Genomic DNA, 13,185 nt, shown 5'->3' with positions numbered 1-13,185 from the left:
GCCGCACCTTCCGGTACGGCTACCTTGTTACGACTTAGCCCTAGTTACCAGTTTTACCCTAGGCAGCTCCTTGCGGTCACCGACTTCAGGCACCCCCAGCTTCCATGGCTTGACGGGCGGTGTGTACAAGGCCCGGGAACGTATTCACCGGATCATGGCTGATATCCGATTACTAGCGATTCCAGCTTCACGGAGTCGAGTTGCAGACTCCGATCCGAACTGAGAACGGTTTTGTAGATTCGCACCTGGTCGCCCAGTGGCTGCTCTCTGTACCGTCCATTGTAGCACGTGTGTAGCCCAAGGCGTAAGGGCCGTGATGATTTGACGTCATCCCCACCTTCCTCACAGTTTACACTGGCAGTCTTGTTAGAGTTCCCGACATGACTCGCTGGCAACTAACAACAGGGGTTGCGCTCGTTATAGGACTTAACCTGACACCTCACGGCACGAGCTGACGACAACCATGCAGCACCTTGTAAATTGTCTTGCGAAAAGTCTGTTTCCAAACCGGTCAATCTACATTTAAGCCTTGGTAAGGTTCCTCGCGTATCATCGAATTAAACCACATGCTCCACCGCTTGTGCGGGCCCCCGTCAATTCCTTTGAGTTTCAAACTTGCGTTCGTACTCCCCAGGTGGGATACTTATCACTTTCGCTTAGCCACTGAAATTGCTTCCAACAGCTAGTATCCATCGTTTACGGCGTGGACTACCAGGGTATCTAATCCTGTTCGCTACCCACGCTTTCGTCCATCAGCGTCAATATATTGGTAGTAACCTGCCTTCGCAATTGGTATTCCATGTAATCTCTAAGCATTTCACCGCTACACTACATATTCTAGTTACTTCCCAATAATTCAAGTCAGACAGTATCAATGGCCGTTCCACCGTTGAGCGATGGGCTTTCACCACTGACTTATCTGACCGCCTACGGACCCTTTAAACCCAATGATTCCGGATAACGCTTGGACCCTCCGTATTACCGCGGCTGCTGGCACGGAGTTAGCCGGTCCTTATTCTTACGATACCGTCAAGACGCTACACGTAGCGTTGTTTCTTCTCGTATAAAAGCAGTTTACACACCATAGATGCTTCATCCTGCACGCGGCATGGCTGGTTCAGGCTTGCGCCCATTGACCAATATTCCTCACTGCTGCCTCCCGTAGGAGTCTGGTCCGTGTCTCAGTACCAGTGTGGGGGATCTCCCTCTCAGGACCCCTACCCATCGTAGTCTTGGTAAGCCGTTACCTTACCAACTAACTAATGGGACGCATGCTCATCTTTCACCGATAAATCTTTAATAGTAGAACCATGCGGTTCAGCTATACTATGAGGTATTAATCCAAATTTCTCTGGGCTATCCCTCTGTGAAAGGTAGATTGCATACGCGTTACGCACCCGTGCGCCGGTCTCATTATCCGAAGATAAATACCCCTCGACTTGCATGTGTTAAGCCTGCCGCTAGCGTTCATCCTGAGCCAGGATCAAACTCTTCATCGTATATTATTTGCTTATTGCTAAGCTATTTATTTTTGACTGAAGGTCTAGTGGTTTTTTAAAATCTCTCAATTCTATTACTCTTATTCTTTTGTCTTAAGATCTCTCTTAAAACGGCTGTCAATTCAATATGTCTAGGAACGTATTCTTATCTTGTTTTTTCGTTTCAATCAACATGTTAAACATGTTTCTCGAAGCGGGTGCAAAAGTAGAAAACTATTTCGTTTCTCGCAAGAAAAATTTAAAGTTTTTTTTTAAGAGATAAATCTCTTTTTCTTTATTCTTTCTTACCAGTCTGTCAAATAACTTGTCTCATTCTGCGGGGTGCAAAAGTAATTCATTTACTTTAATCTCACAAGCTTTATTTGATATTTTTTTTAGAAGAATTTATTCCTCTATATCAGTAATGCTTGCCAGTGTGTCAGTGAACTTGTTCGTTGTTGCGGGTGCAAAAGTAGTGAGTCTACTCCGTTATTCAATACTTTTACCCAACCTTTTTTTAATCTATTTTTTAATCGGCTGGAAAAGTGAACTTTGAGTTTTAACGTTTTTTTGATTTGTGCGAATTTGGAGTTTATTTTGAATGGTTTTGGTGTAATTTTGTTTGGTTTTTGTTGGATTGGGTGGTTTTGTTTCATTGGTTTCCTCTGTTGCATGGTATTTTTAGCTTGTATTGTTTCTGGGTCTATAAATATTATAGGTCTCACGGCTTTTATTATGCTGTTTATATACTAATATGATTTTGATTAGAGGGAAAATGTATTTCAATTATACTATATCGTACCTACGACAATACCTTAATGCCCTAAATCTTTTTTGCTACCTATATGTCATGCCTAACAGCATTAGTTATACCACTGGTGAAATGTAGTTAATATTTTGTGGTATGTAAATCTTTTGGACTTGGTACAACTATACATGGTATCTGGCAGCATTATTCTACATAACAGTGCATTAAAATGAACGTGAATAGAAATGACCTGTCGTACCTACGGCACTACTTGATTGTGTGATATTCTTTTTGCTACCAATATATCATACCTAACGGCATTGTTTACACCGCTGGTGAATTGTGTTTACATATAGTTGCTTGTAAATCTTTTAGACTTACTACACCTGTACATGGTATCTGGTAGCATTATTCTACACACAGTGCATTGAAATGAACGTGACTAGAAAATATATGTCGTACCTACGGCACTACCTTCATGACGTAAATCTTTTCCCCTACCGATATATCATACCTAACGGCATTATTTGTACCATTAGCGAATTGTAGTTAACATATTGTCGCCTGTTAACCTTTTGGACTTACTACAACTATAAATGATATCAAGCAGCATTATTCTACACACAGTACATTAACATGAATGTGACTAAAAACAAAATCCCCAATCTACCTTCTGGATCATATATCGTACCTACGGCACTACTCTCATGATGTTAATCTCTTTTTACTACCGATATGTCATGCCTAACGGCATTAAAGAATTTGATTTAAATATATAAAATTGCTTGTAAGCTGAAATTGGGTGATATTAACAACATGCTGATTCATTAATACTCACCCAATTTTATATACATACATACATACATACATACATACATACATACATTCACATCCTATAACCCGAAAGCACTTGGATTCATTAAAAATCATTAAATACAATTTGTAATGATTTACGATTAGAATAGCGGACCATTCCAATTATAAAGTTTCATCAGCTGAACAATCTTTAAATAGACGAATAGGTAACAATTATTATAATTTCAGGCAATAGATATTTATGCGCTATATATTTATCCAAGAAAACAAAAAAAGATGGATTTATATTTTACACATCTAACTATTGAAAAATCCATACCCATCAGTAAGTAGTACATCAACAACTTATATAACCAAAAAGCTGACTCATTTCCTCGAATTAGTAATATGTGCATGCCATTCTTCTATGGCATACAAAATGAACAGTTGTACAAATGCAAACATTATAGCTTAATGCCATTTACATACCTATATAATGTAGTTTGAAATAGTGCTTTAAAATACCAACAAAGAAGAACTGCGCTTCCCTCCTAGCCCCGGTAGTAGTGGAAATCCTTTTTTGAGGCTTTTTTTGGCCACAAAAAAGATTGGAGCGGATAACGGGACTGAATTAACAAATGGAAAACTGGATGTACTGCTCCTGAAATAAGAGCTACAACCAAAAACAGAACTTCTTGAAAATAAAAAAACCACCTAACAAAAGTCAGATGGGTTTATCTTTAAAACAAAAAAGCCCCTACAATAGGAGCTTTATGATTTTGTATAGATTGTACTAATTACAATTTAGCAACAAATTTAGTTAACTTAGATTTTAAGTTAGACGCTTTGTTATCATGAATTATGTTTTTCTTAGCTAATTTGTCAATCATAGAAATTACGTTTGACAATTTTGAAGTAGCATCAGATTTATCAGTAGCTATTCTTAACGCTTTGATAGCATTACGAGTAGTTTTGTGTTGGTATCTGTTTAACACTCTTTTCTTTTCGTTGCTTCTAATTCTTTTTAATGCTGACTTATGATTTGCCATTTTATTATAATTTTATCTTTTTTACTATTTCTTTTATTGTAGTCCGTAAGGGAATCGAACCCCTGTTACCAAGACGAAATCTTGGCGTCCTAACCCCTAGACGAACGGACCATTATCACCTAGTTCTTATTTTTAACCAATGTGTTAAAATCGATTAATTTGTAGCCCGTAGCGGAATCGAACCGCTCTTACATGGATGAAAACCATGCGTCCTAACCGATAGACGAACGGGCCATTTTCCCTCTTTAGTTCGGGAAACTTAACATGCAATAAAAGTAGTAGCCCGTAGCGGAATCGAACCGCTCTTACATGGATGAAAACCATGCGTCCTAACCGATAGACGAACGGGCCTTGCTTCTCTATTGCGGATGCAAAGATACAACTCTTTTTCTGTTCTGCAATAGTAATTGCAAAAAAATCAGAAAAAATTAATAGGCCTTAGCAAAAAGCGCTCTCTTAGTCGAAGGATTCCCAGTAAATACGCAGGTTCCCGCCTCTTCTTTAGCATCCAAAGGAATACATCTAATTGTTGCTTTGGTTAGGTCTTTTATTTTTTCTTCTGTTTCGGCAGTGCCGTCCCAGTGTGCTGAAATAAAGCCTCCTTTTTCTTCTAAAACTTTTTTAAATTCTTCAAAATCATTCACTTCTGTGACATGAGTATTTCTATATTCTAAAGCTTTTTCGAATAAATCAATTTGAATTTGATCTAGTAGCTCTTTTATATAGACTGCTATTCCGTCGCTAGGTTTGGTTTCTTTGGTCAATGTATCGCGTCTCGCTACTTCAAAAGTTCCGTTTTCAAGATCTTTTGGCCCAACAGCAATACGTACAGGTACCCCTTTTAATTCCCATTCGGCGAATTTGAATCCTGGTTTTTGAGTCGTTCTGTTGTCAAATTTAACTGTAACACCCAATTTCTTTAAGTCAGTTGTTAAAACAGCAACGGCGTCTGAAATTGCATTTAATTGTTCGTCTGTTTTATATATAGGTACAATTACTACTTGTATTGGAGCTAAATTTGGAGGCAATACCAAACCTTGATCATCTGAATGCGTCATTACTAAGGCACCCATCAATCGTGTTGAAACTCCCCAAGAAGTTCCCCAAACATATTCTTGTTTCCCTTCTGCGTTGGCAAACTTAACATCAAATGCTTGTGCAAAATTTTGTCCTAAGAAGTGAGATGTTCCTGCTTGCAATGCTTTACCATCTTGCATTAATGCTTCGATACAATATGTTTCTTCGGCACCTGCAAAACGCTCTGTTTCGGTTTTTAAACCTTTGACTACTGGAATTGCCATGAAATTTTGAGCAAAATCGGCATATACATTCATCATGCGCTCAGACTCTTCAATTGCTTCCTGACGTGTTGCGTGGGCTGTATGCCCTTCTTGCCACAAAAACTCTGCAGTTCTTAGAAACAAACGCGTTCTCATCTCCCAACGAACAACATTTGCCCATTGATTGATTAACAATGGTAAATCTCTATAGGATTGCACCCATCCTTTGTAGGTGGACCAGATTATCGCCTCGGACGTTGGACGGACAATTAACTCCTCTTCTAGCTTAGCGTTTGGGTCCACCATTAATTTACCTGGTCTATCTGGATCGTTTTTTAATCTATAATGTGTTACGACAGCACATTCTTTTGCAAAACCTTCAGCATTTTTTTCTTCTGCTTCAAACATACTTTTAGGCACGAATAGTGGAAAGTAAGCATTTTGGTGCCCAGTCTCTTTAAACATTCGATCTAATTCTGCTTGCATTTTTTCCCAAATCGCATAACCATAAGGTTTGATAACCATACAGCCTCTAACTCCAGAGTTTTCGGCTAAGTCGGCTTTGACAACCAGTTCGTTATACCATTTTGAATAATCTTCGGATCGTGTGGTAAGGTTCTTACTCATATTGAATAGTTTGGCACAAATATTGTTTAATTTTTATTTAACTAAATAGTTCCGCAAAACTAACTATTTTTGTATTGTGCAACAATAAAAAACCATACAGATATGAAAACTTCTATATTTACCTCAAAAAAAGCTTCACTTTATATGTTATTTGGTTTGAGTAGCCTTTTATTAACTTCCTGTGGATCATTCCAAAACAGTTCCTATTATGAAAATGATGGTATCTATGGAGATTCTAACAACAGAAGTAACGAAGTTACCCAAAGAACCAATCAAAACAACCCCTATAAAGAATATTTTAACTCTTTGCAGACAGAAGCTGAGTCAGATCAAATATTTACGGATGTAGATAGCTACAACAATTATGACGACAGTCAAAATGCAAGTAATCAATATGCAGGCTGGGGTAACAATCATGCTACTACCGATATCAATATATACTCAAACAATTGGGGAATGGGCAATGGTTGGGGTTATGGCGGTTATGGATACGGCTTTAATAATTTTGGTTGGAATTCACCATATTACGGTTACAACAACTTTGGTTGGAACTCACCTTATTATGGATGGGGTTACGGTGGTTTTGGATATGGATACAATAATTTTGGATGGAACTCTATGTACTACGGTTTAGGTTATGGTGGGTTCGGTGGTTATGGTGGATACGGATATAATTTGCCTTATAACAATTACAACAGTAACTATGGACGCGTCCGTTCGTACGGAAACAACAGTCGATCTTCATACAGCTCCGTAAACTCAAGAAGTTATAGTTCGGGTACCACCTCTAGAAGTAGCAGTACTACAAGTAGAAGTAACTCAACCTTCAACAGAAGTTCTTCTCCTGTATTCTCAAGAGGTGATAGTTCAACCTCGAATCGTCGCTACTCTAGTCCTCCAACTAATTCAACAAGTAGAGAAAGTAGCACACCAACTCGTTCATACAATTCTGAAAGTAGTAATTCAAGAAGAGAATACAGTACACCTACCCGTTCCAACAGCAACGACTCGTATTCTAGACCTAGCAGTTCTGGATCATCTTCCGGTGGCGGAGGTGGAAGCTATGGTGGTGGTAGCGGAAGTAGCAGCGGCGGAAGAAGAGGAAGATAATTCAGTACTAAGAAGCCTACTAAATTAAAAATTTACGAAAATGAAAAAATACATTTATTATATACTCGCTGGATTATCCTTTGGATCGATCCAGTCTCAAGAAGTTAGAGATGCTGTACGTTATGCTCAAGACAACATTAACGGAACAGCAAGATTTAGGGCAATGAGCGGCGCTTTTGGCGCTCTAGGTGGCGATTTATCATCATTGAACGTTAATCCTGCGGGATCTTCTGTTTTTTCGAATAACCAAATGGTGTTGACCTTTAGTAATTTGGCCACTTCAAATGCGTCGGATTATTTTGGTAGTACGTATAATGAGAAAAAAAGCGATTTTAATCTGAACCAAGCAGGTGCCGTTTTTGTTTTTAAAAATGGAGATAGACAATCAAAGTGGAAAAAATTTGCAGTTGGTATCAATTACGAAAATACCAATAACTTCAATAACTCTACTGTTGCTTTTGGGACCAACCCTACAAATTCTGTAGCGGGTTATTTTACTAGTTATGCGAATGCTAATGCAGCAAAAAATCAAGATGGAATACCATTAGGTTTAATTCTAGATAGTAATTACTACCAATTAAACTATGCAGACCAACAAGCTTTTTTGGGTTACGAAGGATTTTTGATCAATCCTCAGACTACTAATGACAACAATGCTATATACACGTCAAATGTTCCGGCAGGAGGAAATTATTACCAAGAGAACACTGTAACATCAACGGGTTACAATGGTAAACTAACGTTCAATGCTTCGGCTGATTATAATGATAAAATTCATTTTGGTTTGAATTTGAATTCTCATTTTACAGACTTTAGAAAAAACACCCTATTCTATGAAGACAATGACAATGCAAATAATAATATTGTCGATGTTCAAAATGTAGCCTTCGAAAATGAGCTTTATACTTATGGATCTGGTTTCTCGATGCAGCTTGGTACGATTATAAAAGCTACAACGAACTTACGAATTGGACTAGCCTACGAATCACCTACCTGGTACACTTTGAATGACGAAGTAAGACAGAAACTAACATCGGGGATTTTTGATTATAGAAATAATGCTACTCCAGCTTTCGAAAACAGTTCTCCTGACTCTAATAAATTTATAGTCTATGATACGTACAAGTTAAAAACTCCGAGCAAATTCACAGGAAGTATGGCTTATGTATTTGGAAAAAAAGGTTTATTGAGTGTTGATTACAGTCGTAAAGATTATAGTAAAACAGAATACTCAATAGAAAGAGATACTAGAGATCCATTTATCAATTCGGAAATTGCACAGACATTAAAAGCAAGTAACGAAATTAGAGTTGGTGGAGAATACAAAATCAAAGCCCTAAGTTTACGTGCAGGGTACCGTTACGAACAAAGCCCTTACCAAAACAAAACAACTCTTGGGGATTTAAAAGGTTATTCTGCTGGAATTGGCTATAACTTTGGATCTACTAAATTGGATTTGGCTTATGCAAATACACAACGCAATACGCAACAAGGCTTCTTTTCGCAAGGGTTTACTGATGGTGCAAAAATAAATACAAAAACAGATACAGTTTCCTTGAGCTTATTATTTGAATTGTAATATTTTAGAATATCGTAATGAATCCGTTTCATGTATTTGAGACGGATTTTTTTTAGCCCTGATGGAAGCGGCATCCTCTTGTGGAGCGATAGCGGAACAAGAGATACAGCGGACAGCAGGAAATAGCTCCTAAAAACTACCTAAAACGCAGCTAACTTAATGCGGTTTGGATAAAAAAACGTAATTTTGCACTCCAATTTACAAATTTATGAGAACGAAGTCTTTAAAAAAGAACAAAATCAACGTTATCACTTTAGGGTGTTCAAAAAATATATACGATAGTGAAGTCCTTATGGGACAACTTCGCGCCAATGGTAAAGAAGTTGAACATGAAGCTCCAGCTGAAACCGAAGGAAATATTATTGTAATCAATACCTGCGGATTTATAGACAACGCTAAAGCAGAATCTGTAAATATGATTCTTGAATATGCAGACAAAAAAGAAAAGGGATTGGTTGACAAGGTTTTTGTGACCGGATGTTTATCTGAACGCTACCGACCTGATTTGGAAAAAGAGATTCCGAATGTGGACCAGTTTTTTGGAACTACAGAATTGCCTCAATTATTGAAAGCATTAGGAGCGGATTACAAACACGAACTTTTGGGAGAACGTTTGACCACTACTCCAAAAAACTATGCCTATCTAAAAATTGCAGAAGGATGTGATAGACCTTGTAGTTTTTGTGCGATTCCGTTGATGCGTGGTAAACACGTGTCGCAACCAATAGAAAAATTAGTTAAAGAAGCACAAGGTCTTGCAAGAGACGGTGTAAAAGAATTGATTTTGATTGCTCAAGATTTGACTTATTATGGTCTTGATATATACAAAAAAAGAAATTTAGCCGAATTACTTGAAGGGTTAGCTGCAGTTGAAGGAATTGAATGGATTCGTTTGCATTACGCCTTCCCTACTGGTTTCCCGATGGATGTATTGGAGTTAATGAAACGCGAACCAAAGATTTGTAACTATATTGATATTCCGTTGCAACATATTTCAGACTCTGTTTTGAAATCGATGCGTCGTGGAACTACTCAAGCAAAAACAACTCAATTGTTGAAAGACTTTAGAGCGGCAGTTCCTGGAATGGCTATTAGAACAACATTGATCGTTGGATATCCTGGAGAAACGCAAGAGGATTTTAATATATTGAAAGACTGGGTACAAGAAATGAAATTTGATCGTATGGGTTGTTTTGCCTACTCTCATGAGGAAAATACGCATGCTTATTTACTTGAGGATGATGTACCCGATACTGTAAAACAAGAACGTGCCAATGAAATCATGGAATTACAATCTCAAATTTCTTGGGATTTGAACCAAGAGAAGGTGGGACAAGTGTTCAAATGTATTATTGATCGAAAAGAAGGACAACACTTTGTGGGTAGAACCGAATTTGATAGTCCTGATGTTGATAATGAAGTTTTGATTGATGCCTCATTACATTATTTAAAAACAGGTGAATTTGCTATGATTAAAATTACAGATGCGACTGAATTTGATCTTTATGGTGAACCAGCTTAATACTACTTTTATGCTACCTTTATACTAGCTTATTACTATCTAAAACAACAACAATGATGAAATTGAAATCTTTATTTTTTATTATAGTTTTATTTTTAACCGTAGGTACTGCCAATGCGCAATATGGATACGGAAATAATGGTGGTTACGGTGGAGGTGGTTACGGAAGTAGTAATGGAAGTGGTCGAATGAATAGAGATTCGCAGATACCAAGTACACCGGATAAACCAAAAGAAATTCCGGTGGAAGTTACGGTTGGCGAAATCATGAAAAAAATGACTCCGGAATTAAAACTCGATGCCTTGCAAGAAATTGCGATTGGAAATGTTTTGAAAGAAAGCATTCGTGAGCAAGGAATCATTATTAAAGATGAAAAAGTAGGACAGGAACAAAAAGTAAAAGAAATTGAAGCTCTAAGCGAAATTACAACTCGAAAAATAAATGAGTATTTAAATCCTGACCAAAAAGAATTATATAAGAAATGGGTGCAACAAAAGCCTGCATCTAAAAAGAGAAAACGAAGAGATTAAATAATTATTCCTAGCAATTGCACCTTTACCAATGAAAAATATACTATTCTCTTTAGCCACCATTATCATGTTTGCCTCTTGTGCTACCAAAAATCCGCATAAGGAGACTGACAAGATTTACATGGAGAAAGTAAAGGTTTTAAAAGAACAAATAGCAGATCACGAGCCGAAACCACTACCTGTAGTGACAAAAACAGTAATTACCATTGATACATCATACAGCAAAGTGTTGTACAAGTTTAGTGAAGCAATTACGGATATTGGTGCAAAAACACTAAATAACGGCCAGAAAACAGAATGGATTGGAACGGTAAATTTTAATTTAAGAAAACCGAACATGATTATTTTGCACCATACGGCGCAGGATTCTATTGAGCAAACCATTCACACCTTTACCCTTACGAGGACACAAGTAAGTGCACATTATGTAATAGGCGATGACGGACGTGTGGTACAAATGCTGAACGATTACTTGCGTGCATGGCATGCAGGGAATGGATCTTGGGGAAAAATCAAAGATATTAACTCTTGTTCTATTGGAATTGAACTGGATAATAACGGAAGTGAACCTTTCTCTGAGGCACAGATATCTAGTTTAATGGCTTTGCTTAAAAGACTACAATCGGAATTTGGAATACCGAGAGAGAATGTGATAGGGCATTCAGACATTGCTCCTACTCGAAAAATCGATCCTAGTTCACTTTTCCCTTGGAAAACACTGGCAGAAAATGGTTTTGGATTATGGGTAGACGAAATTTTACCAACGGCTCCTGAAAATTTCAATGTGGAACAAGCGCTACGTATTATTGGTTACGATACTACAAATTTAAATGCGGCTATCATGGCTTTTAAACGTCATTTTATTCAAACACAAACAGATAGTTCTTTGGACTCTCAGACCATTAATTCTATTTATAATATTTATTTAAAGAGTTAAGCTTTCGCTTAACTCTTTTTTTTTTAGCCAAGATTATTGAAAATATAGTATTATTCGATTATTACCGATTTCACATTCATGAATTCTTTAATACCTACATCTGATAATTCTCTTCCGTAACCTGATTTTTTGATTCCGCCAAAAGGAATTCTAGAATCTGAACGCACTAAAGAATTTACAAATACATTTCCAGCTTCTATTTGTCTTGCTACCTTATATGCATTGTCTCGATCCTCTGTCCATAGTGACGATGCCAAACCATAACGGTGGTTATTTGCTATAGCAATTGCGTCTTTTTCATCTTTAGCTCTAATCAAAGTAGCTAGTGGTCCAAAGGTTTCTTCTTGGAAAGCAATATTGTTTGCATCTACAAAATCTATTAATGTAGGTTGGAAATTGCAGTTTTCACGTGATCCTCCCAAAACAAGTTTTGCCCCTTGCTCGAGTGATTTCTCAAGTTGATGACTTAGTTTTTCGGCTAAATCAAGTCTAGCCAAAGGTCCCATCGCAATTGTAGTATCAAGCGGATTACCTTGCGTTAATCTTGAAATTTTCTCAGCAAATAATGCTGCAAAAGCATTTGCCACTTTTTCGGTCACGATAAAACGTTTAGCGCATATACAAGCTTGACCAGCATTTAACATTCTTGATTGGGTTGCAACCGTTGCTGCTTTTTCGATATCAGCATCATCAAGAATAATAAAAGCATCTGATCCTCCGAGCTCCATCACTGTTTTTTTAATGTGCTTACCCGCCAATGCAGCAACAGAAGATCCTGCCATTTCACTACCAGTCAATGTTATTCCGCTTACAATATCTGAGGCTATTACTTTTTCTACTTGCGGAATGTCAATGGTGATTTGCTGAAAGACACCTTCGGGAAATCCGGCTTCTAAGAAAGCCTCTTCAATAGCTTTGGCACAACCTATAACATTTGGCGCATGCTTTAAAATAGAAACATTACCAGCCATAATTGCTGGAGCGGCGTATCGCAATACTTGCCAAAAGGGATAATTCCAGGGCATAATTGCAAAAACGGCCCCCATAGGATCATAAACAGACATACTCTTGAACGGAGTATCATGGAAATGATCTTGTAGCATTTCCTCTGCTTTCTCGGCATAAAAGTCACAATTGGCTGCCGATTTTCCGACCTCATCAATTCCTTCCTGAAGAATTTTACCCATTTCATTAGTAATTAGCAGCCCTAATTCATTTTGCTTATTGCGCAATACGGTTGCTAAATTTTTCATCTTCTCAGCTCTTTCTGCAAAAGTTGTTGTTCGCCAATACTTAAAAGCTTTTTCAGCTTGAGCTAATTTTTGGTTTAGTTGGGAATCTGTCAGGAGTTCATGCTCAGCAATGATCTCAGTTGTGTACGGGTTTATTGATTTGAATATCATAAAAGGTTACTATTAAAATTTGAACAAATTGAAATGCAATGCAATTTGAAACAGCTTTATATCATTCGATAAAAATAAACAGAGGGATTTCTTATTAAACTCTTTTCGAAAATAAACAAACCCCGTT

Annotated in this window: 8 protein-coding genes, 3 tRNA genes and 1 rRNA gene (1 of these 12 only partly in view); 5 read left to right on the top strand and 7 right to left on the bottom strand. The window is 37.5% G+C overall.

Annotated features, from left to right (window positions below; all coding sequences use genetic code 11):
- The 6 genes from FFWV33_RS09745 to proS form a co-directional block, all read right to left on the bottom strand.
- A 16S ribosomal RNA gene (locus FFWV33_RS09745) occupies positions 1-1,499 on the bottom strand (it extends 15 nt beyond the left edge of the window).
- 2,319 nt (positions 1,500-3,818) lie between these two features.
- A complete protein-coding gene (rpsT, locus tag FFWV33_RS09735) occupies positions 3,819-4,070 on the bottom strand; it encodes a 30S ribosomal protein S20 (protein ID WP_108740733.1) in 252 nt (83 codons plus the stop codon).
- Positions 4,071-4,109: 39 nt separating this feature from the next.
- A tRNA-Glu gene (locus tag FFWV33_RS09730) sits at positions 4,110-4,181 on the bottom strand.
- A gap of 51 nt (positions 4,182-4,232) precedes the next feature.
- Positions 4,233-4,304: transfer RNA gene (locus FFWV33_RS09725), tRNA-Glu, on the bottom strand.
- A gap of 45 nt (positions 4,305-4,349) precedes the next feature.
- Positions 4,350-4,421 (bottom strand) — tRNA-Glu (locus tag FFWV33_RS09720).
- A 77-nt stretch (positions 4,422-4,498) separates the two neighbouring features.
- Positions 4,499-5,977, bottom strand: coding sequence for a proline--tRNA ligase (gene proS / locus FFWV33_RS09715; protein WP_108740732.1), 1,479 nt, complete (start codon positions 5,975-5,977; stop codon positions 4,499-4,501).
- 102 nt (positions 5,978-6,079) lie between these two features.
- Between proS and FFWV33_RS09710 the strand changes: the two genes are divergently transcribed.
- The 5 genes from FFWV33_RS09710 (at position 6,080) to FFWV33_RS09690 (ending at position 11,655) form a co-directional block, all read left to right on the top strand.
- Complete coding sequence (locus FFWV33_RS09710) at positions 6,080-7,087, top strand: hypothetical protein (RefSeq protein WP_108740731.1); 1,008 nt, start codon at positions 6,080-6,082, stop codon at positions 7,085-7,087.
- 40 nt (positions 7,088-7,127) lie between these two features.
- Positions 7,128-8,666 (top strand): OmpP1/FadL family transporter, encoded by a 1,539-nt coding sequence (locus tag FFWV33_RS09705; protein WP_108740730.1) that lies wholly within the window; start codon positions 7,128-7,130, stop codon positions 8,664-8,666.
- 208 nt (positions 8,667-8,874) lie between these two features.
- Positions 8,875-10,188 carry a 30S ribosomal protein S12 methylthiotransferase RimO gene (gene rimO, locus FFWV33_RS09700; RefSeq protein WP_108740729.1) on the top strand — a complete coding sequence of 438 codons (1,314 nt, stop codon included), beginning with the start codon at positions 8,875-8,877 and terminating at the stop codon, positions 10,186-10,188.
- Between the two features lie 53 nt (positions 10,189-10,241).
- On the top strand, positions 10,242-10,718 hold the full coding sequence (locus FFWV33_RS09695; RefSeq protein ID WP_108740728.1) for a hypothetical protein: 477 nt from the start codon (positions 10,242-10,244) through the stop codon (positions 10,716-10,718).
- A gap of 31 nt (positions 10,719-10,749) precedes the next feature.
- On the top strand, positions 10,750-11,655 hold the full coding sequence (locus FFWV33_RS09690) for an N-acetylmuramoyl-L-alanine amidase (protein ID WP_108740727.1): 906 nt from the start codon (positions 10,750-10,752) through the stop codon (positions 11,653-11,655).
- Between the two features lie 50 nt (positions 11,656-11,705).
- Here the strand turns inward: FFWV33_RS09690 and FFWV33_RS09685 are convergent, their stop codons facing one another.
- Positions 11,706-13,058, bottom strand: a complete 1,353-nt coding sequence (locus FFWV33_RS09685) for an NAD-dependent succinate-semialdehyde dehydrogenase (RefSeq protein WP_108740726.1) — start codon at positions 13,056-13,058, stop codon at positions 11,706-11,708.
- Positions 13,059-13,185 lie beyond the last annotated feature (127 nt).

Origin of the sequence: Flavobacterium faecale (genome assembly GCF_003076455.1) — a bacterium.
GTDB classification, from domain to species: domain Bacteria; phylum Bacteroidota; class Bacteroidia; order Flavobacteriales; family Flavobacteriaceae; genus Flavobacterium; species Flavobacterium faecale.
Note: the sequence above shows the minus strand (reverse complement) of the source record. Positions and strands in the feature narration are given on the sequence as shown.

What these genes read in the sequence shown, in the direction of transcription:
- rpsT (WP_108740733.1), bottom strand. Translation starts at nt 4,070, where the DNA reads ATGGCAAATCATAAGTCAGCATTAAAAAGAATTAGAAGCAACGAAAAG.
- proS (WP_108740732.1), bottom strand. Translation starts at nt 5,977, where the DNA reads ATGAGTAAGAACCTTACCACACGATCCGAAGATTATTCAAAATGGTAT.
- FFWV33_RS09710 (WP_108740731.1), top strand. Translation starts at nt 6,080, where the DNA reads ATGAAAACTTCTATATTTACCTCAAAAAAAGCTTCACTTTATATGTTA.
- FFWV33_RS09705 (WP_108740730.1), top strand. Translation starts at nt 7,128, where the DNA reads ATGAAAAAATACATTTATTATATACTCGCTGGATTATCCTTTGGATCG.
- rimO (WP_108740729.1), top strand. Translation starts at nt 8,875, where the DNA reads ATGAGAACGAAGTCTTTAAAAAAGAACAAAATCAACGTTATCACTTTA.
- FFWV33_RS09695 (WP_108740728.1), top strand. Translation starts at nt 10,242, where the DNA reads ATGATGAAATTGAAATCTTTATTTTTTATTATAGTTTTATTTTTAACC.
- FFWV33_RS09690 (WP_108740727.1), top strand. Translation starts at nt 10,750, where the DNA reads ATGAAAAATATACTATTCTCTTTAGCCACCATTATCATGTTTGCCTCT.
- FFWV33_RS09685 (WP_108740726.1), bottom strand. Translation starts at nt 13,058, where the DNA reads ATGATATTCAAATCAATAAACCCGTACACAACTGAGATCATTGCTGAG.